Here is a 21873-nt window from a genome sequence, read left to right on the forward strand (position 1 = left end):
TTCCTCCGTATATCTTACAATATACCTTCCAGCCGCAGCAAGTATTTCTTCACTTCCAGGCCACCCGCGTATCCTGTCAGGCTTCCGTCTGTTCCCAGCACGCGGTGGCAAGGGATCAGGATACTGATCGGATTATGCGAGACCGCGCCGCCCACCGCCTGCGCTGACATGCTCCTCTGTCCATGCGCCGCCGCAATTTCTTCGGCAATTCTTTTGTACGCAGTCGTCTGACCGTAGGGAATCTTCTGCAGGAGCTTCCACACCTCCTGCCGGAATGCACTCCCCTTCGGTTTTAAAGGAGGCAGAAAATCCGGCTGTTTTCCGGAAAAATAAAGCTCCAGCCAGCGCACCGTATCCGCGATCACAGGCGGAACACCGCCTGCGCATGCTGCCCCCGCAGAGCGGCCTGATATTTCGTCACACGTCTCACACACATACAGCCCCTCCCGTTTCTGCAAAGTCGCCCGATCATACTTCTGTCCGTCGATCCAGAGCCCGGTAAGATACTCGCCGTCAGCTGCCAGCGTAAGCCGTCCAAACGGCGTCCGATAAGAATACAGAAGCTCCATATTGTTCCTCTTTTCCATCATCATCGTCTCTTTTCCCTGTAACGGTTATAGCACGCAATTCCCAGAAGCGCCGCAGCACCGAGCAGCGCAAGCACGAGTCCCGCCGGCAGTCCCGGCGTACAATATCGCAGCTCTATATGATGCTCCCCTTCCGGAAGCGCAAGCGCACTGAACATATAATTTGCTTTCATAAGCGGCTGTTCTTCTCCGTCCACATATGCCGTCCATCCGCCGTCATACGGGACCGTAAGGCAGAGGATTTTCGCTTTATCCAGAGAAATGTCTCCGGATACCCGGTTTGCCTCCAGCTTTTCATTGACGAGCCGGTCCCTGCCAAGCGCCTCCATCTCCTCCGCGTATTTCTTAAGCGGCTGGTTCCACAGGAACAAACTGTCAAGCTGATATGTCCCGGGTGCCAGAAATGTAACGGTAATCGTTCTGACGGCCTCTCCCACGCATCCAAGATTCAGCGTGTAGTCCTCCACTCCGGAAGGCCACTTTGAATCCTTCGTTTCATAAAACATGCTCCGCGACACCTCCTGCCCGGAGGCAGTCACCGTATCCATTAAAAGATTGATCTGCTTTTTTTGCCCTCTGTACTCGAATCCCTCCATGTAGAGATAGCTTTCTCCTTCGCTGCATACTTCTTCCACTTCAAACGTGATACTTTCTCCTCTGCTCTTTACCGTAAAGCCCTGCTCATTTTCCGTTATTCCCTCGCTCATCTGCACAGCACGCAGCGGGATCTCCCTGCCTTCCAGAAGCGGCTGTCCGTTCCGGTACGCCTCATCCCCGACAGACAGAGCCTCTTCTAAAATCACGCTCTGCGCCATCGCCTCTTCCTTCTGCGCGCCATTCCAGCCGGCAGCCTGTGTTTCCGTAACATAGGAATCATAGCCAATGTCATTTAGTTAAGGCAATTGAAAAAGATCAATCTGAAGGTCTAACTTAAATTTTTTAATAAATTTAAGAAAAAGGGTTGACACAGAATCCAAAATGTGCGGCCGCTCTCGCTACTGATTATATTTTAAGAAGTAGCGAGAGCGGCCCTTGAAATTGAAGCTAAAATTATCATTTCAATTTCAAGGAGGTACCCGTATGTCATTCCCGCAAAAAGTTAAATCTACCCTCTGGGCAATCGTCAACTCCATGACCAGCAGCATGGACAAATTTGTCAAAAATCCCGAAAAGGATTTTACTCGTGACCGGAAACTGGGCTTTCTACAACTGGTCCGTTTCTTCCTTTGCATGGAAAGTGGATGCATCAGCCATGAGTTGCTGAAATATTTCTATTTTCTGCCCGATGAAGTTCCGACGGCTTCCGCTTTCATCCAGCAGCGCGCAAAGCTCCGCCCTGATACCTTCCTGCACATCCTCAGACAGCTTAACCTCCGCTTTCCTACACAAAAGCTTTGGGGAAAGTATTCCCTTATTGCCGCAGACGGCTGTGAATTTAACATTGCGCGGAATCCGCAGGACCCTTCCACCTTCCATCCCACAAGCGGCAGGTCAAAGAAGGGGTTCAACTCCATCCATACCATTTCCCTGTATGACCTGCTTTCCAAGCGGTATCTGGATGCCATCATACAGCCGGGCAGACGCAAAAACGAATTTGCTGCCCTCTGCCAGCTTATAGACCGCTATATTTATGGCGGCTCCCCTGTCTTCGTTGCAGACAGGGGCTTTGCCAGCTATAACGTCTTCGCACATGCGCTTGAGAAAGGCTGTTTCTTTGCCATCCGCGCCAAGGATGTCAATATAAAGCGTCTCCTTGCGATTGGCAGCCTCCCCAGCCAGATGGACCGGTGGGCAGAGGTGATACTTACCCGGTCAATGGCCAAAAAGAAAAGGCAGCATCCCGAATTGGAAAGCCTTTACCGCTATATATGCAAGACGGTTTCCTTTGACTTTATCACAGAAAGCAGTCCCGAATACCGCATGCGTCTGCGCGTAGTCCGTTTCCAGATAGCGGAAGGGGTTTATGAAAATGTCATCACGAACCTTCCGGAAGATGAATTCTCATCAGAACAGATCAGGCACATTTATCATCTCCGGTGGAACCAGGAAACTTCCTTCCGTGACTTAAAACATACGATCGGAACCGCAAACTTCCACGCCAAATCCCAGGAATACATTGAGTTTGAGATTCTCTGCCGGATGACGCTGTATAATTTTTGTACCATCATAATCATGGATACCGCTATAAAAAAGGAAACGGGGAAATGGGCGTATCAGGTCAATCTGTCTATGGCGATAAAAATATGTTTTGCATTCCTTTCAGACCATATGGGTCCCGGAAATATAAATGACCTGATCAGCCGTTATATACTGCCGATCAGGCCAGACCGAACCTATGCCCGCCAGCTAAGGTTCCAGGTACCGGCCAGTTTCGCTTACCGTTTCGTGTAAAGCGGAACTGCCATTAGCAGTATACCATTTTTAAGGCAGATATGCAATCTGTCTGTTTGCCATACCCAAAAACTTCCCATTGTACTACATATCCGGTTATAGAGCTTCGTACAGCTGGTAAAATCCCCATATCATTCCAATATAGGGCTGTTTTATGGCAGGGATTCTCTAACATGTCTTGTTTAACTAAATGACATTGAATCATAGCAGTAACCGAGCGGAAGCGCATACATATTTTCATAAACGCAGACGCCGTCCTCCTCACTGATCTTCTGATAACCGTACGGCACGACCTGCTCTTTTTTCGCATTGCAAAGATAATACCGGTTCCCGGCAAGCGTTGTCAAAATGGTCCGTTCATTCAAATCCTTATAGTGATAGAGTCTCAGTACATATGCCTGCGTCTCTATCAGAAACTCCGAAATATTCCTGTTGGAAAGACTCCAGAAATACTTCATGCTGTGCGTCCCCTGATTGACCGCCGCATTATCATCCAGAGCATTTCCGGTATAGCGGAAAAACGTTTTTTCCTGTTCCTGCAGCTTTTGGACGATCCGGCCAGCCTTCCTGTTGTAAAAATTATTTACCTGCTCTGCCGTCTTATAAGAGCTCTCTTCGTTTCCTCCGCGCCCATACATATCATGAAAGTTTTGTATCAGCCCCGCAAAGGTGAGCATAAACAGAATCGCCTTTATTGCCCGCACCGGTATCCGGTTTCTTTGCAGCAGACAGCCGGCAGACAATATGCATGCGATTCCCAGATACGGCAGTGCGGACAGCATTCCCGACATACTGATTCCCCATAGCTTATTTGCTGCAGCCGCCAGGACGATCAATACGCCCGCATATCCCGCCAAAAATATCAGCAGTCTCTTTGCATCCCGTCGCTGCATGGCGGTCAGCTCTTCCCAGGTATCGCAAAGTATAAAAGCCACCAGCAGCGAATATCCCCATACCCAGCGGTTGGATACATAAGCAAATCCGTTCAGTACATGCGCGGCCGCCGGAAATATCAGCAAAAGACTGCCAATGATAAACAGCGCCTTTTCTTCCGGCCGATATTTTTTTCTGTCCTTACCAAAAAACAGCAGAAAAACTGCCATGAGCGCGGGGACTCCGCACCCCAGGATCGCAGAATATCCCATGGATACCCGTGACACGAAAGCCGCCGGGATCTTGGCATAATATTTCAGGTCGTAGAACAGATCAATCACATATTCTTTGTCAACACGGTAATCATTCAAATATACAAGGATCACCGGTAATAAAATCACTGAGGCAAGAAGCACTCCGATCAGTGAATAGATCCCGATTTTAAGAATCGCAGCGCCAAATTCCCGCTTCCGCTTCCATCCGTAAAGCACGCAGCAGCGCACCAGCACATAAATGATCGTCTCCAGCACGATCATATAGAAAAAATAAAAATTGCTGACTGCCGCAGCAAATACCGAGAGGCACAGGACATACGGCTTCTCCCCGCGCAGGACTTTCTCCACGCCGAGCAAAATCAGCGGAAAATAAATCATCGGGTTCACAAAAAACGGATGCAGAGGTCCTGAAAGCAATGCATGTCCGCAAAATGCATATACAAATGCCCCCGACAGCAGCGCCAGCGTCTGTTTTTTTCCGAGATAAATACAAAAAAGAGAAAACGTTATTCCCGACAGATAATTTCTCATCAGCACCAGAAAGCTATAGAAGTAAGGAATATAACGTGATGGAACAAATACAGAAAACAATGCCAGCGGATCGCCTATCGCATAATAATGAAGCGTTGTCAGAATATTGGAACCATAGCCAATACTGAAATCCCACTGCGGAATTACGAGCCGTCCTTTCGTCACAAGATTCTTCCATATCTCCCTCAGCCACTCACTGTAATAAAGCAGCGCGCGGCAATGCTGATGCAGTGCATCTCCATTACAGACAAATGTTTTTCCTGCAAACGGCGCGTAAGCCCCCAGCATCAGAAGCAGGCTGAGTATCGTATAGACTAAAAAATACTTCCGTATTTCTTTTTTCGTCATGATTCTTTCTCGCCCCTTTTCCCCGTCAGATATCTGATACAAGCATACCACACTGCCTGTTCTTTTTCAACGGAAACCCCTTTCGCTTTTCTTCAAGTATAAGCAAATTTTCGTTTTCTATTTCGGACAGAGGGTGTATAATAACAGCGTATCTTTCAGACATTATGATCAGGTTTACCAACAGGGAGGTTTTTATGAAAACAGGACTTGTATTAGAGGGCGGCGCCATGCGCGGCATTTATACTGCCGGTGTGCTTGACGTCCTGATGGAAAATAATATCTATACGGACGGCGTGATCGGTGTATCCGCCGGCGCTATCCATGGATGCTCGTACGTATCGCATCAGCCCAGGCGCAGCATCCGCTACTATATGAAATACTGCAAAAGCTGGCGCTTTATGAGCTTTCGTTCGCTGCTTCTGACGGGCAACATCGTAAATACCCGCTTTTGCTACGAGGAAATCCCGGAGCGGCTTGACCCGTTCGATTACCAGGCGTTTATCACCTCCGGCATTGAGTTTTACGTAACCTGCACGAACATGAAATCCGGAAAGGCGGAGTACATCCGCTGTACAGACCTGCGCCGCCAAATTGACTGTATGCGCGCATCCGCTTCCATGCCCTACGTCTCCAGACCGGTGTATCTGAACGGCACGCCCTATCTGGACGGCGGCGTTGCCGACAGTATTCCGCTGGAAGCCTTTCAATCCCTCGGCTTTGACCGCAACCTGGTGGTTCTCACGCAGGTGGAGGGCTACCAGAAGCACGGTTCCCGCATCGACAAAGTGAACGCCTACCGAAAGTATCCGCTGTTCCGCAAGGCGCTGCACGACCGCCCGCAGCAGTACAACGAGACGCTTGCAAAAATCAAACAGGAGGAAGAAGCCGGAAACATCCTTGTGATCCGTCCAAGCCGCGACCTGCATGTACAGCGCATGGAAAAGGATCGCGAAAAAATCCGCATGATGTATATGCTCGGCAGACACGACGCGAAAAAGGCGCTGCCGAAGATACGCAGGTTCTTCGAAATGTAATTGCAGACCGGAGCTGATCTTTTCTTTTTCGATATAGATCAGCTCCGGTCTTTTCCTAGCGGATATGGTCCTTCAGATTTTCATCGTCATAATCAAAAATGCATCGCTCATACGCGTTGATAATATGGGTATTCTGATACTTGTCATAACGCTTATGCTGTCTCCCGTAGGTCACATGCACATGACCGTGGATGAAAAACCGCGGATTGTATTTTTCCATCAGACTGACAAAATCCCGGAAGCCCTGGTGCGGCAGATCCCTTCCGTCATTGAGCTGATAGGCAGGCGCATGTGTCAGCAGTATATCAAAGCCTCCGTTCTTCTTCAGCTTCCACCAGAGCCTGCGGACGCGCCGGTGCATCTGTTCATCGGTGTACTGGTTTCCGCCCATGCGGTACCGCATAGAGCCGCCGAGTCCGAGAATGCGGATGCCGTCATGAACATAGATATCGTCATCTATACAGATACAGCCCTCGGGCGGCCGCACCTCGTACTTGTCATCATGGTTTCCCGGCACATAGAGCACCGGGATCGCATACATTGTCGTCAGAAAAGAGAGGTATTCCGGCTTCAGATCGCCCGCCGAGAGGATCAAATCTACTCCTTCCAGCTTTTCTCTCTCATAAAAATCCCACAGATATTTTGATTCTTCATCTGCAATTGCAAGTATCTTCATGTGTCCAGTATTCCTTCCATACCGGACATCTCATATCCGGTTTCTGCTGTTCCCTGCCCGCCGTTTCTGCACCGGCCCCGCAGGGCAGTCTCTTATTCCTCTGCAGATTCCACACCCTGCTGCAGCACAACAGCCTTTGCCTTATCCTGCAGATCCGCCATCTTCGGGATGTCTCCGATCACGTTTTCCGCAAGCCAGTCCATCGTGATGATCTTCTCAGGCGTCAGCACATTATTGCTGTCCTCCTGCACCGGTCCCTCCTGAGAATACAGCACGCCGGAAAACGGATTAAATTCTCCTGAGCTGATGGTATTTTTCAGAAGCTGCACCAGGCGCGCTGTACCAAGCGGAAGATTCTGTGAGCAGATAACGTCCACCATGCCCGAGGACATGCCCCACCAGTAATTGACCGCTTTCACTTTAGAGTTTTCCTCATTTTTCCAGGTACCGCTCAATATCTGACGGATCATCTTTTCATAAAACTTGCCCCAGTGCCAGATCGGCATCGCCAGGTTATGCGGCGATTCTTCGTCCAGCTTAAACAACCCGAAATGACGCGAGCCCTGGCTCTTTCCCGGGATAATAATATCTCTTCCCGACACGTAGGATACGCCCTGCTCACGGAAATGCTCATAAATATCGACATTTTTCTTTGCCGTCCACTCCACGTAGACCTTTGCACGCGGGTTCACCATCTTTGCTCCGAGCGCAAACGCATTTACATTTGAAACCGTCCCATAAATGGGGTAGTCCGCCATATAACCGATGCGGCTGTTTTCCGCCATCGCCCCGGCGATCGCGCCGATGAGGAATTTTGCCTCGTACATCCGAGCGCTGTAGGTACGGATGAAACCGTGGCTTGCAAGCAGGGAGCAGTTCAGGATCTTCACATCCGGATACTCCATCGCCGCTTTGATGCTGGCGTGCGTGAGAACCGGAGAGGTGGTGAAGATCAGCGTGCTGCCATCCTCCACCGCGCACTTGATCATTGCTTCCGCCGCTTTCTCACTCTGCTCCTCCAGATGATATTCCTGGATCATCACCTGATCCGGGAACACCTGCTCCAGATGCATTCTGCCTAGGTCGTGCGCATACGTCCAGCCTGATTTCTGCGGGTCCGTCTCATGTACAAACGCAATCTTCAGCATCGGCGAACTGAGCGGGATCAATCTCTGCAGAAGCGGTTTTTTATTCTCCTTCGGCGTCATCTGGATCTCCACCGCACCGCTGTCCGCAAGGGTGTCAAACACCTTCCAGCTCTTCGTCAGCGTCTCCTTAAACTCTGAGGTGGTCATCTTATCCAGCTCGTCATACCCATGAATCTCTATAAAATCAAGGAAAGCATCTCCCACCGTAATCCTTAATTTATTTCCGCCCATCGCCTTATAGCCGGCGCTGAAGCTGGAATAAAGCGCACTGAAGGTCTGCCTGTCTTCGTCAGTCCATACCTCATCCGGGCGCTTTCCCAGAAGTCTCTGCAGCTTGGAAAAACGTCCTTCCTCAGAGAAATAAATATAGTTTACGCTGGAAAGGTTGTAAAAATCCATAAACTCATAGTAGATCTTATTTTCCTTTTCCTCTGTGCGCGGCGGCACAATACGCGTAACCGTGCCCGGAATAGAAACCGCGTCAAAATACTTTAAAACACTGACGCGCTTATTTCCCTCCAGAACATAAAATTTGTTCATAAACTCGTAAGCCTTGATCGGATCGCGGATCCCTTCCGTCAGATGCGATTCGCAGAGATTCGCCCACTTCCGTGCAAATTCAGATTCTTCGCCAAGAATCGGCATAAAGTTTGCAGCAAACGCCTGGCTCCTGCCCTCTGTTTTCGTACCGACGATCTGATCCGTCGGAATCTGCACAAGACCAAGCGGATATTCCATAATGGAATTTGCCGCCTCCGGTATATCGTCGAGCACTTCCAGATACGGATACAAGCCTTCCGCCTTTCTCACGGCAACCTCTCTCTTACCAAGCTTTAATGCCTTTCCATATTCCTCTAAATTCATTCAAACTCTCCTTTATTTAGTCAAACAGATAGATACTGAAAAACGCTACCCGGTTCATGCCGCACCAGTACTCCATCCCGCACTTTTCCGCCATATCAGCCGCATGGATGCAGTAAGCGGAAAGACAGGAAGCGACCTTCTCCGGAAAACGGCACGGTTTCCCTTCGATCCTGGCGCAGACGCTGCACGCCGAGCACGGTCCCGCCATGACCGGCAGTCCCTCTATGCCCTTTCTGCGCAGCGCTCCGATCAGCTCCCAGGAAATCATATTGTGAAATTTCTTCGCCTCTTTTGTCTGTACGCCGTCCATGATATCGTCCACCTGTTGGATAGTCTGCAGAACCAGCGCCTTCTGATAGACTCTCACCCGCGCTTCCATCTCCTGCGGGCTTCCGCAGTCGGGCGGACACGCGTAGTTTTTCCCATAATTGCCGCACTCGTTCGCCTCACAGCAGGCGCGCAGGCTGTGTATAAACGTAAGCTCCTTCGTCTCTATGATTTCTGCTTTTGTAAAGCCCTCCGAGAGGGCAAGCTCCTTCATTTCCTTCTCTGTCATATTTATCCCCCACCTGTCACGGAGGCATCCTCGCCTCTGCCTAATGCAAATATCTGTCGGCACGTCTGTCCCGCCGCCTATTTCATCGTATACTCCAGCATCTCGTAATGCAGGATGCAGCCCTCACTGATCTCTGACGGCAGCAGCGCACGCGCTACAAGCTTTGTCTCTGCGCTCTCCCCGTCCAGTCTCCGAAGATGCGCATAATCCCCGTCGATCATCACTACTTCATAATCGCATATCGGCACAGATGTCTCCCCCTTTCCAAAATACCGCTGCTTCTCTTCTGTTCTCTGCCTGTGTTCGCCAGGAACATCCTCTCCATGATACCTTTCCAGACAAATATAGCAGGGCATTTCTGGAAAAGCAAGTAAAATTATGCTGTTTTACACTATAACTTATAACTACTCGGCTGTCAGAAATTCCGTCACATGCTTCCGGTACCAGAGCGGCATCATGTTTCGCTGGCACTTTGCATTTCTTCTCTGTTCAATCCCGATCGTGCGGAAAAACTCTTTCCACAATTCCGTAAAGATATCTCCCCGCCGCTCCGTCTCTGCAAGTTTTTGCATTTCCTCCTCCGTAAGAACCGTCATATAAAACGGCTGATCCTTCGGGTGCACCGCCGCGATCCGGCGGTTATCGTCAATGATCATCCATGCCTCCGAGGGCATCCTGTCCGCAAAATGATTCGCGGTGAGCGCAGCGATATTACATTTCGGCTCAATATGCGCAACATAAACCTTCGCAGATACGCGCTGCGCATCCGCATCGTTATTCTGTACCGCGCAGCTCTCATCTGCGTCAAAATCCGTCTCCGCGCCTTCTCTGCCTGCATCGGAGGCCTGCACCGTTTCATATCCGTCTATCGCAGTAAAGCGCGTAAACTCACGGAAATAATGCATCTCGTTGCCCGCCTTCCGACTCAGCTCCAGCACGCGCATCACAGACGGCTCGGAGAACATTTTTGTAACCCCTGCGCCGCAGGCAAAGCCCAGTATAAGAAAACGGTAGATCGCATCCAGGCGATCCGGATAAAAGGACATCGCCGCATAAAATACCTGCCGGTACGCTTCGGCGGAAATCTTCTGTCGGATAGCGCGGACCACCTTCTCCGCCTTTTTGGCATCTGCGCTCACAGATATGTACTCACAGAACAGCTCCGGTTGTTCGACCGGCTCCAATTGCAGCTTTACATTCGCGTGCCCGCGTCTGCCCGCCCACGCTTCGTAGACACATGTCATCATTTCTTCAAAAGTTTCCCCGCACGTATAAATCGTCATTTTCCCCTCCTGCTGCAGCCTGCGCTGTATTTCGGTTTCCATCCATCCAAAGGATCTGCTTTCACGCCTGCATCTGAAAATCATCAAACAGCGACATCTGCCGGAAGCTCTGCTCATTCTGATGCATGATCTGCCAGTTTTCCTTCTGATTGGTACCGACAAGCTGCCGCGTGATATACTGCTCCTCGATCGGCGTCTTATACATCATCCTGCCGGAGCAGGTGATAAAATAATGCGCTCTTTTCAGCACCACTCCGATACGCTTCAGATGAGAAAAATCAAGCGTGCCGTGTTTTCGCGCCTGTACGATCCGCATCGCTGATTTTGGTCCTACCCCCGGAACGCGCAGGATCATATCATAGGGCGCACGGTTGATCTCCACAGGAAACAGCTCCAGATGCCGGAGCGCCCAGTCGCATTTCGGGTCAAGCAGCTCGTTAAAATTAGGGCGCTCTATCGTCAGAAGCTCATCCGCCTGGAAACCGTAAAACCGCAGCAGGAAGTCCGCCTGATACAGCCGGTGCTCCCGCAGCAGCGGCGTGGGCGTATCCAGCGCTGGCAGGGCGCTGTCCTCGTTCAGCGGCACATAAGCCGAAAAAAACACACGCTTTAGATCGTAGGTCTGATATAAATGCTGCGTCGTTTTGATCAGATGGTAATCTGACTCCGGCGTCGCTCCGATAATCATCTGCGTACTCTGTCCGGCAGGCGCAAACGGACGCCTCCAGTCCATTTTGCGAAACCCGGCAGGCAGTGCGAAATCCCCCGATGCACCCGGATCTTCAAGCGGCGCATCATCCCCGGATATGCTTAGGTTTCCCGCCGATGTATTTTTCCCGGATACGCCCGCATTTTCAGACGGCAGCGTGGAGCCGGTATCATTTTTCCCCTCAAGCTGCGCTGTCGAGAAGATACTGTTCGCCAGATACCGGTTGCCGAAACTGCGCTCCATCTGCGCGCTTTTCCCGATTGCGAGGCGGTGCTGCGCGATGGTATCCGTCATCATGCGCATCGGCTTTAAAATTGCTTTGTGGCTCTTGTTGGGCGCAAGCTTTTTTAAGCTTTCCCCCGTCGGCAGCTCCAGATTGACGCTCATGCGGTCCGCGAGATAGCCTGCCGCCGCCAGCAGCTCCTGCGGCGCTCCCGGGATCGCCTTTACGTGGATATATCCGTTAAACCGGTACTCTGTGCGCAGCAGATACAGCGTCTGGCAGATCTGCTCCATAGTGTACGCCGGGTTCTTCCAGACGCCGGAGCTTAAAAACAGCCCTTCTATATAGTTGCGCCTGTAAAACTCTATCGTAAGCTGACAGACCTCCCGCGGCGTGAACGCCGTACGCACAACGTCGTTTGAGGAACGGTTGATGCAGTATTTGCAGTCGTAAATGCAGTGATTCGTCAGCAATATCTTCAGAAGGGAAATACAGCGTCCATCCGATGCAAAGCTGTGGCAGATACCGCACGCCACGGAATTCCCCAGAGATCCCTTTTTCCCCTTTCGGTCTGCCCCGCTGGAGGTGCAGGCGACGTCGTACTTTGCCGCATCCGCTAATATATGCAGTTTTTCCTGAAGCGATAAATCCGATACGATTTCCATGGTGCATTCTCCTTTGCCTTTCTGTCTGCCCCTGCCGCGGCATCTTTTTTGCACGCAAATTTCCTGATTGGGCGCCGCGCAAAAAAGAACATAAGTTCTATTTACAGTATAGAACTTATGTTCGATGATTGCAAGTATTTTTTTACATTTCTGCTACACTTTTCCTGCGCTTCCAAACAACTGTATCTTTTCCATCGCGACCTTCTTCATTGCCTCGATCTCATACGGTATCAGCTTATACATGGAATCCGCCCCGGCTTTTATTCCCGCCTCAATTCCGGTTTTTCCAGCCCTATCAATATCCGTAAAAATATTCACCTTGCAGACGCCTTTCTGCACCGCAATTTTAAAATCATCATCAGACAGGCCGCTTCCTCCGTGAAGCACCAGCGGCAGCTTCGTCGCCTCTTCGATTTCCGCTATTCTGTCAAAATCAAGCTTTGGCGTGAATTTATAATCGCCGTGGGCGTTTCCAACCGCCACCGCAAGGGAATCCACGCCTGTGCGCACCGCAAAATCTGCAGCCTGCTGCGGGTCGGTATAAAAATCCTCCGGGTTCGCCAGCCGTCCTGCGCCCTCGTTGTCTCCCACGTGCCCAAGCTCGCCCTCAACGGTCACGCCCATCCCGTGACAGATTTTTACCATTTCCGCCACTTTCGCCACATTTTCCCCGTAACCCGCCGTGGAGCAGTCGTACATCACCGACGTAAATCCAAGGCGCAGCGCCTGCATACAACGCGCAAAGGTCAGACCGTGATCGTAATGGACACACACCGGAACAGATGCTTTCTCTGCCATCGGAATCAGATATTCCGCCACGCGCTCCAGCTCCATTGCCGGAAGCAGCACCTCTGCCGTTCCAACCATCACCGGCGCGCGAAGCTCCTCCGCCGCCCCGATGACTGCCCGCGCCATCTCCACATTTACCGCATTGAAAAATCCTACGCCGTAGCCGCCCTTCTTTGCCGGAAGCAGCACCTCATTCATATTTACTAACATACTTTTTCCTCCCCGCCTGTCTTTTTCCATCCGGAATCTATCTTTGCCTGCAATTCTTCGAAGGATTTTAAGCCTCCAAGTGCATCATACGCCGTCACACAGGAAGCGCCGGCCGCCGCGGCAAGATGCATGGTATCCTCCAGGGAACAGCCCTTCAGCATTGCCGTCAGAAACGCTGCGATGCTGGTATCCCCGGCTCCGGTCGCCGAAAGCACCCGCTCCGGGACGTAGCTCTTTTCAAAGCCACGCTTCCCTGCCCATCCTTTTGCATCCAGTCCTGCTTTCGCGCCGATCCCCCGCAAAATCTCCGCGTCCGCCGTCTGATAATACATGCCCGGCACGCCGCATTTAATCAGAAGCACCTTCGCACCGAGCTCCATGCAGCGATCCGCCAGCGGTCTGACGTCTGTCTCCACGTCCAGGATCTCCGTGATATCACGCCCGGCAGCGCGCTCCTGCCATCTTCCAAAGCGCTCCTTATCCAGCATAAAGCAAAGCTCCTCCACGCTTGGAACAAAAAAATCCACATACGGTATCACTCGTGTGAGAATTTTTTCCCAGTCCGCTCTCCCGGCTTCCGAATCGGGATCAACCGCCGCAAGATCAAGGGAGGTCGCCGCCCCGCACGCTTTCGCGCGCCGCATGATTTTCAGAAGCTCCTCCCCGTCATCCGCGTAAATATTTTTCATGATCGGCGAATACCCGAAGTGAAACAGAGCCGCCTCCTCAAGCGCTTCCTGCGGGATATCGTCGCTGCAAAAGGTATCATTTGCTCCCGGATCATGCAGGAAAATGCGGTCGATACCCGGCAGCGCCAGGATCACGGAGTATGAAGTCGCCTCGTCCGCAGCAACCAGCATTCCTTCCTGCGCGCCGTATTTCTTTAAAATACCGAGCACAAGCTCGCCGAACGCATCCGCGCCGACCTTTCCCATCAGCGAAACGTCTGCCCCCAAAAGCTTCATCGCAAGCCCGGTATTCGCAACCGATCCGCCCGTATGCACCTTTGCGCCGTCCATATGTACAAGATTTCCCGGCTTCAGGATCTCTGTCAGACTCCCCATCTTTCCCGCCGGAAAAACAGGTGTGATATCCAGACAGATATGACCTGCCGCAATAATTTTTTTCTTCATATATTCACCGCCTTTTTTGCAAACTGTATTTCTGTGATAAATTTATCATAACATATTTGGGCAATATATGCCCGGACAAATTTGTTTTTCAGCGTATGACTTTTCCATAGCAAAAGCGCCGGTGACTGCCTGATGCGCACCGACGCTTTTCGGTAAAAATTTTCCACCTATAAAAACTGATAAATATTATACAGACAAATCAACATGATGACTGCCATCAATCCGATAAATAACCGGTTTACAACACTTCCGTCTATTTTCCGGTTGATAGCTCTTCCCGCCATACCTCCAAGGATTCCGCCGCCAACCATCAGAATCAGCAGACCAATGCTGAATTCCGGTACGGTGCGCGTTACCAGCGTATTGATGAGGCTGGTTATCTGCGAAAACAGAATGATATAGAGAGAATTCTGTGCCGCTGTTTTGGTATCCATAGAGAAAAAGAAAAACAATACCACCAGATTAATCGGTCCGCCGCCAATTCCAAGGAAAGAGGAACAGATACCAAGCGCCAGTCCAATTGCTATGCATACTGCCGGATTTTTTATATGATGCGTTCTGATTTTGTCCTTACGCAGCGTATAGACCAGCGTTCCAAAGGTAATCACCAGCAGGCAGGCGGCCTGAACCGCTCCCACACGATCTTTATCCGGAAACAGCTCTGTCAGATACTGAAACATCATTTTACCGGCAATACCGCCTGCTGCCGCACCGATAGCAAGCGGCGTCCCCGTTTTTCTATCTACCAGAGAATCACCGCTTTGCATTGCCTTTCCCACAGAGTAGCAGGACATCGAGAGCACTGTGCAGCCGGACAGAAAGCTGATGGTGGATACGCTGAGTACCCCGAAAGCATCCAGTAAAGGCTTGATCAGCACCCCGCCGCCAATTCCACAGATTGCGCCAATAACCGAAGCGCCGAAGCTGACCGCCAGAAAAATTATATATAGATAGCTCACCATACCTGTTCTCCCATGATTACCTGCAGCATATTGGCTACAGGAAGAATTTTGGTTCCGGTACCTCTGCCGACCGCCTGAATCTTCATAGCCGGCATTTCGCCAAAGGACTGCGCCAGCTCGCAGATAATTGCCGCCCCGGTAGGCGTAACCATTTCCGTATCCACATCGATCTGACGCAATATACCCTCTGATGCTGCAAAAATCTCCAGCACTGCCGGCACCGGCACGGATAATATCCCATGCTGACAGTGGATAAATCCATGACCATCCTGTACTACCGATGCATAAACAGCTTCCGGCTTTATCATAGAAATCAGTATCGCGCATCCCACAATATCTACGATAGAATCAACGGCTCCCACCTCATGAAACTGCACGTCCCCGACAGCTTTCCTGTGCACCTTTGCCTCTGCCTCCGCCACACGCCGAAAAATGCGCAAAGCAAGGTCTTTCACATCAGATTCCAGCCCGCTCTCCATGATCAGCTCCTGAATATCCCGAAACGCACGGTGCGAATGTCCATGATCGTGCCCGGCTTCCCCGGAATGCTCCGGTTCCCCGCCGTGCGCGTGCTCATGCATATGCGCGTGCTCATGCGTATGCGCGTGCTCGTTCGTATGCGCGTGCTCATGCTCCTCAGTCAGAATTACATCTGCATGGTTTGCCTGTATGCCATTTCGCTCTGTGCGGCCGATCTTTATCCGGTATCCATCCAGATGCAGCTTTCCCAGCTCCGTTAAAAAAACGTCCTGATCCACACCCAGATCCAGAAGCGCTCCCAGCGTCATATCGCCGCTGATTCCGGAAGAGCAGTCAAAAAATAATACCTTTTTCGCCATAATATCCTCACTTTTCTCCATCGCTCCGTGAAAGCTGCCGGAATAATTCCTTCACCCACGGCGTCGGCGCAAAGGGCTGCTTTCGCGTTACCAGTTCTTCGGGCAGATCCAGCTCGGGGCATACCCATCGTTCCTGCGTATCGTCATAGCTGCACTTCATTAAAATGCGAAGCTGATCCATCAGCCAGCTCTCATACTCCATCACGGTATCATAATCTTTATATTCCCTGGTCTTTGCCAAAAGCTTTTCTGCAATTTCCGGGTACTTTTCAATCACATTCTCCGTTTCCTGCGGATCATTTTCAAGATCAAAAAGCTGATCTGCTTCTTCAAAGCCAGAATAAGTAATATATTTCCACTGTTTCCAGCGCACCATTCTGCCCAGAGAGGAGCCTCCCTGCGCGAGATAGGTGTACAGTTCGCCGACTACCATACGCTCCTCATCCTGTTTTCCAGATATAAGCTGAGACGCCAGGCTCTTTCCATCGCCTTTTAATACCTGCGCACCTGCCAGCTCGCATACCGTCGGTGCCAGATCCAGCAGACTCGTCGGGCTGTCGATCCGTATTCCCTGCGGGATGCCGTCTCCCTGGATCAGGAACGGAATATGTACGGAATCATCGTAAAATACCTGTTTTCCATAATAGCCTTTATTCCCATTCATATCTCCGTGGTCAGAGGTATAAATAAAAATCCCCTCATGTCCTGTCCGCTTCAGATATGCCTGGAAAGCCTCATAAACCTGCGCGATATTACGATCGGTCTCTTCCACCAGACCATAATAAGCAGCGCGCGCGGCACGCACAACCTCCGGATCTGTCTCCGCCATCTTCCCTGCAAGCACCGGATGTTCCTTTTTCTGCAGTGTGATATCGTCCACCGGAACACGATCATAGTAATAATCGTATAATTCCTTCGGCGCCACATACGGGAAATGCGGCCCATATACGCCAACCGTCAGAAACAGCGGCTTTTCATGTTCCTGCTTCAAAAAATCCACCGCACGCTCCGTCACATTGCGGTCGTATGCAAGCACCGGGGAATCGCCGCTTCCCATATAATACAGGGAGCTGTTCTCGTCGTAGCCGCGCACGCCGCGTCCGCCCTCCTTTTCCTGCTGCTCCTTCGGCACCGCATTGTGGAATACCGGAGTGCGATCCCCTGCGATCCTCTTCGCATACCCATGACGCTGATCCGGTCCCACAAAATGCATCCGCCCGCACAGTACCGTCTCGTAGCCGGAAGCATTAAGGCTATGCAGAAATGTCGCCTGATTGGAATCCAATGCGCTGAAATTGAATAATACCTTATTATTGCTCGGCAGCTGTCCCGAAACCATCGCCGCACGGGCCGGAACACAGAGCGGACACGCTGTCATTGTATTTGTCATTGCCGCGCCATGCCTGGCTAGCCAGTCCAGCGTCGGTGTGCGCACGATCGAATTTCCGGCGCAGCCCTGAAGCCGGTAGGAATGCTGATCCGACATAAAAAGTAAAATATCTTTTTTCATTCTCCCTGTTTCCCTCCTGCAAAGCGAATCATTCGTTCTCTGCCGTTAAATATGCTCTTTTGACCTGCGTTCTATTTCCGCCGCTATCATCGCCGGACCCGCTCCGCTGTCAATCAGAGCACGAATCCGTTCTTCCTCTCCCGGCGGACATTTTTTCTGTACCCGCCGCCAGAGTGCCTCCTTTGTAAAACGTCGGTCATATTCCCTCGGCACGACGTCGCAGGTAGTCTGATACCAGTCAAGCATCGCCATCCTCATATCCAGGATCTCTTTTTCATATTCAGCCTTCCCGCAGCAGTTCTTTTCCTCCAGCGGATCCTTTTTCAAATCATAAAATTCATGCGCGCCCGACGCACGATGCACATATTTAAATTGCTCCGACCGGATCATCGTTCCCTTTGTGTGAGCCTCCGCATCCGTCTGCGCAAGCTGCCGCGGATAGTACAGACTTTCCATCGGAACCTTCTGGCTTTTTCCGGCTGCGGCATGATACTCATCACACTGCAGCTCATACGGCATCCGTCCGCCCTCGCAGAACACATATTTTCTGCCAGGCTTTGTGCGATCCTCCAGGATCGGACGCAGACTTTTTCCAAACTGATCCTGAGTGGGTTCTGCCCCGGCATAGTCCATCACTGTAGCGTAAAAATCTACCAGCTCCGTCAGCGCATCTGCAATTCCGGGGTCCGTATGCTCCGTCTTAGGCGGTTTGATCAAAAGAGGCACCCTTGTCAGACAATCCTCAAAGGTATTCTGCGCTTTCTCCGGAATATCATAATCTCCGGTGTAATCCCCATGATCGCTCAAAAAGAAAATTGCAGAATCATCATAGATACCAGCTTGTTTCAATGCATCGCACAGTCTGCGGAACTGATCGTCCACCTTGCGGCACATGCCAAGGTAGCATGCGCGCAGCTCATCCCAGTCTTCCCCGGTGTAATCGTCCATCTGCATATATTCGCGCAGGCGTTTCTGGAGCACCGGCTTGCCTTCCCCACGTCCTGCGCGGCGCGGCAGCTTCTTTCGATCTATCATAGAAAAATACGGTTCTTCCACTGCATACGGCGGATGCGGGTACATCAGCCCGAGAAACAGGCAAAGCGGTCTTTCATCCGCCGGGTGCAGGATGCGGTCAATCGCCGCATCCACTGCAATGTCATCCGCAGAATAATTTCTCCCCTGTGCGTCAAGTCCCAGACGTCCCTCAAAATGAGAATAATAATTTTTGTCTCCCGGTTTACCGCGCAGATGTTTTTCCGGTCCCGGGGCATCCGACTGCCCGGACGCATAGCAGATCTCATCGGCAGCCGACTCAAAAAGTCCCGGAATCTGTCCTGCCATCAGGTCATTGCGGTCGTTCATCCACACATAGTAACCGGCGTCTCTCAGTTCCGTAAATAAGTTGCTTTCATCCTCATGCAGCAGATACTGCATCGTGCGATGTCCCCGCACATGCGGATACAGCCCGGTAAAAAAACTGCACCTGCTCGGAACGCAGACCGGATTCTGACAGAAAGCATTTCGAAAGGACACGGCATCTGTTCTCGCAAATTCATCCAGAAACGGTGTGGACGACGCCGGATTGCCCAGATGCGCCAGAGCATCCGCGCGCATCTGATCCGGATTAAAAATAATAATATGCGGTTTTTTCTTCATTACGCGATCTCCGATTTGCAGGTATAGGCGCGTCTGCCCATCACGTTTACCGCTTTGCCGGTGAGCTTCACCAGGCGTCTCTCTGTCAGATGATCGGACGAATTACCTGCCATTATTGTGAGATCGCCCGGCTCTACCACAAATTCCATATACTCGTTATAATAGCCAAGCTGCGCGGTATTCAGATGGAATTTCACAGTCGCTTCCTCACCTGGTTTTAAGGAAACCCGCTGAAAACCTGCAAGCTGCATATTCGGTCTTGTCACATGCGCCCCGAAAAAGCTGGTATAAAGCTGCACCACCTCATCGCCCGCAAGCGCACCCACATTCTTCACACGGCAGGATGCCTCGATCATACCATCCGTCGGCACCTCCGTATTTTCCAGCTGCAGATCCGTAATCTCAAAATCCGTGTAGCTCAGTCCATAACCAAACTTATAAAGCGGGTCGCAGGCGCCGTCCACATAACCGCCGCTGAAGATGCCGGAACCTGTTCCCGTATCGGCGCCGCTCTGATAACCGGAACCGTTTTTGTGATTATAGTAAACCGGAATCTGACCGGCACTGCGCGGTACCGACATCGTAAGCTTTCCGCCCGGATTCACGTCGCCGTACAATACCTTTGTGACTGCCTCCGCCGCAAACTGTCCCGGCATAAACGCCTGCAGGATCGCGGATACATGCTCCTGCGCCCAGTTCACTGCAAACACGCCCGGTCCGTAGAGAACGACTGCCACCGGCTTTCCGACCGCTGTCACCGCCTCCAGAAGCTGCTGCTGCACACCCGGAAGATCCAGGAACTGACGATCCTTTCCCTCGCCTCCGGTCACATTCACCCAGCCGCTGTTTCCGCCAAGCGCCATGATCACAACATCCGCTTCTTCCGCCGCCCGTACGGCCTCCGCAAAACCATCTTTGGATTCTCCGATGATATCACAGCCCTGCGCATACACGACCTCTGCCCGCCGTGCAAGCATTTCCCTCAGACTATGCGCGCCCATACCGCGCAGCACACTGTTCATGTCGCCAAGCTTTGCCCTGTCATCATCTGAAAACATCTCATACATTGCAGCAAACGGTCCTTTTACTTTCTTCTTGCCCGGCTCTTCGCTCTCCGCTTCCAGCTTCGCCTGCTCGTCCGCAATTCCATTGAAAGAGGTCTGCTGTCCGCTCGCCCCGGCAGTAAGCATCTCAATGTATGCCGGATAGGTATATCCGCTCACCGGATAACGAAGATTGTCCGCGTGCGGTCCGATCACCGCTACCTTTGCCCCCTGCTTCAGCGGAAGCATTCCGTCATTTTTCAGAAGCACCAGAGACTTTTCCGCGATTTCTCTGCTGAGCGCATTTTTCTGCGCATTGTTCATCGCCTCTTTTACTTTTTCCACATCACAGTACGGATTCTCAAACAGACCCGTTTCAAATTTAATGGTCAGGATACGGCGTACCGATTCGTCCAGCAATGCCTCGTCTAACTCCCCTGATCGTACATATTCCGGAAGATGTTTATATGCAGCTCCCACCGGGATCTCCGTGTCACAGCCGCCCTTTTTCGCCAGCAGTCCCGCTTCCTCATAAGACTTTGCAATTTTAAAATAATTGTAGGTTTTTAAAACCGCCGCGCCGTCCGATGTCAGCATACCCTTAAATCCCATCGTATCTCGCAGAAGCGTACGTGCAATCTTCGGGTTGTCGATAACAGGAAGTCCGTCAATCTCGCCGTAGTTTGCCATCATCCCGCCCAGATGCGCCTCCTTGTCTGCCGCCTCAAACGGTGTTGCAAATACCTCGTACAATTCTCTGTCATTTAATCGAGCCGCTGCCGTATTTAAACCTCCCTGTGTCTCTGCATAACCCAGAAAATGCTTGGCAATGCAGCTGACACCCTGCTCCTGCATTCCGCGTACATAATGGATACCAAACTGACTGACTACATAAGGATCCTCGCCAAAGCATTCATAAGTGCGGCCCCAGCGCGGATCCCGGGAAACGTCGATTACCGGACTCATCGCAGAGCTGATGCCCACGCTGCGGCTCTCCTGTCCGATAATCGCGCTCATTTTCTCCGCCAGAGACGGCTCCCATGTACATCCCATATTAATCATTGCCGGAAACAGTGTCCCGCCCGCCGCCGGATAACCGCAAAGATTTTCTGTCTGCAGCGCTACCGGGATACCAAGACGTGTCTCCTTTACAAAATATTCCTGCACCTGATTGGAAATTTCCGCAATCTGAACCGGATCTACCAGTCCTACCAGAGAATACTGGGTGAATCGTCCGTGCCCATCCGGAAATTTTTCACGCAGCGCATTGATATCTACCTTACCGTCCACGATAAATGCCGCTGCGAGATCTCCGCAGAGCTGCGCCGCTTTCTCTTCCAGCGTCATTCTGGAAAGAAGATCTTCTACGCGCGCCTCTGTTGTCTGATTTTTGTCCTTATAAATTTCCATCCTTTATCCTCCTGTATTATTTATTTAATTTAATTAATTATATAATGACAATGTTTTTTCGTCAATAGGGAGATATTACTAAATATAATACATTATTTTTGGTTGTATTGTACACGCATTTTTCCTTATTTTCCCTAATTTCATACTTGCAATCCAAA

18 protein-coding genes are annotated in these 21873 nt (G+C 51.2%); 2 read left to right on the forward strand and 16 right to left on the reverse strand.

Annotated features, from left to right (window positions below):
* Window positions 1–14: 14 nt before the first annotated feature.
* Both ACLU9Q_RS00850 and ACLU9Q_RS00855 read right to left on the reverse strand, forming a co-directional pair.
* Window positions 15–569 (reverse strand): methylated-DNA--[protein]-cysteine S-methyltransferase, encoded by a 555-nt coding sequence (locus ACLU9Q_RS00850; protein WP_412624591.1) that lies wholly within the window; start codon window positions 567–569, stop codon window positions 15–17.
* Between the two features lie 20 nt (window positions 570–589).
* Complete coding sequence (locus ACLU9Q_RS00855; protein ID WP_296840757.1) at window positions 590–1471, reverse strand: YfhO family protein; 882 nt, start codon at window positions 1469–1471, stop codon at window positions 590–592.
* A 196-nt stretch (window positions 1472–1667) separates the two neighbouring features.
* Between ACLU9Q_RS00855 and ACLU9Q_RS00860 the strand changes: the two genes are divergently transcribed.
* Window positions 1668–2978, forward strand: a complete 1311-nt coding sequence (locus ACLU9Q_RS00860) for an IS4 family transposase (RefSeq protein WP_412624502.1) — start codon at window positions 1668–1670, stop codon at window positions 2976–2978.
* A gap of 182 nt (window positions 2979–3160) precedes the next feature.
* Here ACLU9Q_RS00860 and ACLU9Q_RS00865 read toward each other — a convergent pair whose 3' ends face one another.
* A complete protein-coding gene (locus ACLU9Q_RS00865; RefSeq protein ID WP_296838868.1) occupies window positions 3161–5005 on the reverse strand; it encodes a YfhO family protein in 1845 nt (614 codons plus the stop codon).
* Window positions 5006–5199: 194 nt separating this feature from the next.
* Between ACLU9Q_RS00865 and ACLU9Q_RS00870 the strand changes: the two genes are divergently transcribed.
* Window positions 5200–6039 carry a patatin family protein gene (locus ACLU9Q_RS00870; RefSeq protein WP_296838871.1) on the forward strand — a complete coding sequence of 280 codons (840 nt, stop codon included), beginning with the start codon at window positions 5200–5202 and terminating at the stop codon, window positions 6037–6039.
* 55 nt (window positions 6040–6094) lie between these two features.
* Here ACLU9Q_RS00870 and ACLU9Q_RS00875 read toward each other — a convergent pair whose 3' ends face one another.
* The 13 genes from ACLU9Q_RS00875 to ACLU9Q_RS00935 form a co-directional block, all read right to left on the reverse strand.
* A complete protein-coding gene (locus tag ACLU9Q_RS00875) occupies window positions 6095–6715 on the reverse strand; it encodes a metallophosphoesterase family protein (protein ID WP_296838875.1) in 621 nt (206 codons plus the stop codon).
* 92 nt (window positions 6716–6807) lie between these two features.
* On the reverse strand, window positions 6808–8727 hold the full coding sequence (locus ACLU9Q_RS00880; RefSeq protein WP_296838878.1) for a BMP family ABC transporter substrate-binding protein: 1920 nt from the start codon (window positions 8725–8727) through the stop codon (window positions 6808–6810).
* A gap of 16 nt (window positions 8728–8743) precedes the next feature.
* Window positions 8744–9283: a DUF2284 domain-containing protein gene (locus ACLU9Q_RS00885; protein ID WP_296838883.1), complete on the reverse strand. Its 540-nt coding sequence runs from the start codon at window positions 9281–9283 to the stop codon at window positions 8744–8746.
* 77 nt (window positions 9284–9360) lie between these two features.
* Window positions 9361–9531, reverse strand: a complete 171-nt coding sequence (locus ACLU9Q_RS00890; protein WP_296838886.1) for a chorismate--pyruvate lyase — start codon at window positions 9529–9531, stop codon at window positions 9361–9363.
* A 156-nt stretch (window positions 9532–9687) separates the two neighbouring features.
* Window positions 9688–10566, reverse strand: a complete 879-nt coding sequence (locus tag ACLU9Q_RS00895) for a TIGR03915 family putative DNA repair protein (RefSeq protein WP_296838889.1) — start codon at window positions 10564–10566, stop codon at window positions 9688–9690.
* A 61-nt stretch (window positions 10567–10627) separates the two neighbouring features.
* Window positions 10628–12163, reverse strand: a complete 1536-nt coding sequence (locus ACLU9Q_RS00900; protein WP_296838892.1) for a putative DNA modification/repair radical SAM protein — start codon at window positions 12161–12163, stop codon at window positions 10628–10630.
* Between the two features lie 153 nt (window positions 12164–12316).
* Window positions 12317–13162, reverse strand: a complete 846-nt coding sequence (locus tag ACLU9Q_RS00905; RefSeq protein ID WP_296838895.1) for a class II fructose-bisphosphate aldolase — start codon at window positions 13160–13162, stop codon at window positions 12317–12319.
* Complete coding sequence (locus ACLU9Q_RS00910) at window positions 13156–14295, reverse strand: carbohydrate kinase family protein (protein WP_296838909.1); 1140 nt, start codon at window positions 14293–14295, stop codon at window positions 13156–13158. Before ACLU9Q_RS00910 ends, ACLU9Q_RS00905 begins: the two co-directional genes overlap by 7 nt.
* Before the next feature lie 167 nt (window positions 14296–14462).
* Complete coding sequence (locus tag ACLU9Q_RS00915; protein ID WP_296838919.1) at window positions 14463–15257, reverse strand: sulfite exporter TauE/SafE family protein; 795 nt, start codon at window positions 15255–15257, stop codon at window positions 14463–14465.
* Window positions 15251–16096 (reverse strand): LarC family nickel insertion protein, encoded by an 846-nt coding sequence (locus ACLU9Q_RS00920; protein WP_296908481.1) that lies wholly within the window; start codon window positions 16094–16096, stop codon window positions 15251–15253. The genes ACLU9Q_RS00915 and ACLU9Q_RS00920 overlap by 7 nt, the downstream gene beginning before the upstream one ends.
* A 7-nt stretch (window positions 16097–16103) precedes the next feature.
* The gene (locus ACLU9Q_RS00925; protein WP_296840563.1) at window positions 16104–17606 is read right to left on the reverse strand and encodes a sulfatase-like hydrolase/transferase; all 1503 of its coding nucleotides are present in this window, start codon (window positions 17604–17606) and stop codon (window positions 16104–16106) included.
* 45 nt (window positions 17607–17651) lie between these two features.
* A complete protein-coding gene (locus tag ACLU9Q_RS00930) occupies window positions 17652–19262 on the reverse strand; it encodes a sulfatase-like hydrolase/transferase (protein ID WP_296840560.1) in 1611 nt (536 codons plus the stop codon).
* Window positions 19262–21715, reverse strand: a complete 2454-nt coding sequence (locus ACLU9Q_RS00935) for a glycoside hydrolase family 3 N-terminal domain-containing protein (protein ID WP_296840557.1) — start codon at window positions 21713–21715, stop codon at window positions 19262–19264. Before ACLU9Q_RS00935 ends, ACLU9Q_RS00930 begins: the two co-directional genes overlap by 1 nt.
* Window positions 21716–21873: the final 158 nt, after the last annotated feature.

The sequence above is a fragment of the Marvinbryantia sp. genome, from assembly GCF_047017445.1.
Lineage (GTDB): Bacteria > Bacillota > Clostridia > Lachnospirales > Lachnospiraceae > Marvinbryantia.

Coding starts and splice junctions, on each gene's coding strand:
- ACLU9Q_RS00875 (WP_296838875.1), bottom strand. CDS start 6,715: ATGAAGATACTTGCAATTGCAGATGAAGAATCAAAATATCTGTGGGAT.
- ACLU9Q_RS00905 (WP_296838895.1), bottom strand. CDS start 13,162: ATGTTAGTAAATATGAATGAGGTGCTGCTTCCGGCAAAGAAGGGCGGC.
- ACLU9Q_RS00880 (WP_296838878.1), bottom strand. CDS start 8,727: ATGAATTTAGAGGAATATGGAAAGGCATTAAAGCTTGGTAAGAGAGAG.
- ACLU9Q_RS00865 (WP_296838868.1), bottom strand. CDS start 5,005: ATGACGAAAAAAGAAATACGGAAGTATTTTTTAGTCTATACGATACTC.
- ACLU9Q_RS00910 (WP_296838909.1), bottom strand. CDS start 14,295: ATGAAGAAAAAAATTATTGCGGCAGGTCATATCTGTCTGGATATCACA.
- ACLU9Q_RS00870 (WP_296838871.1), top strand. CDS start 5,200: ATGAAAACAGGACTTGTATTAGAGGGCGGCGCCATGCGCGGCATTTAT.
- ACLU9Q_RS00935 (WP_296840557.1), bottom strand. CDS start 21,715: ATGGAAATTTATAAGGACAAAAATCAGACAACAGAGGCGCGCGTAGAA.
- ACLU9Q_RS00850 (WP_412624591.1), bottom strand. CDS start 569: ATGGAGCTTCTGTATTCTTATCGGACGCCGTTTGGACGGCTTACGCTG.
- ACLU9Q_RS00860 (WP_412624502.1), top strand. CDS start 1,668: ATGTCATTCCCGCAAAAAGTTAAATCTACCCTCTGGGCAATCGTCAAC.
- ACLU9Q_RS00895 (WP_296838889.1), bottom strand. CDS start 10,566: ATGACGATTTATACGTGCGGGGAAACTTTTGAAGAAATGATGACATGT.
- ACLU9Q_RS00900 (WP_296838892.1), bottom strand. CDS start 12,163: ATGGAAATCGTATCGGATTTATCGCTTCAGGAAAAACTGCATATATTA.
- ACLU9Q_RS00885 (WP_296838883.1), bottom strand. CDS start 9,283: ATGACAGAGAAGGAAATGAAGGAGCTTGCCCTCTCGGAGGGCTTTACA.
- ACLU9Q_RS00925 (WP_296840563.1), bottom strand. CDS start 17,606: ATGAAAAAAGATATTTTACTTTTTATGTCGGATCAGCATTCCTACCGG.
- ACLU9Q_RS00930 (WP_296840560.1), bottom strand. CDS start 19,262: ATGAAGAAAAAACCGCATATTATTATTTTTAATCCGGATCAGATGCGC.
- ACLU9Q_RS00920 (WP_296908481.1), bottom strand. CDS start 16,096: ATGGCGAAAAAGGTATTATTTTTTGACTGCTCTTCCGGAATCAGCGGC.
- ACLU9Q_RS00915 (WP_296838919.1), bottom strand. CDS start 15,257: ATGGTGAGCTATCTATATATAATTTTTCTGGCGGTCAGCTTCGGCGCT.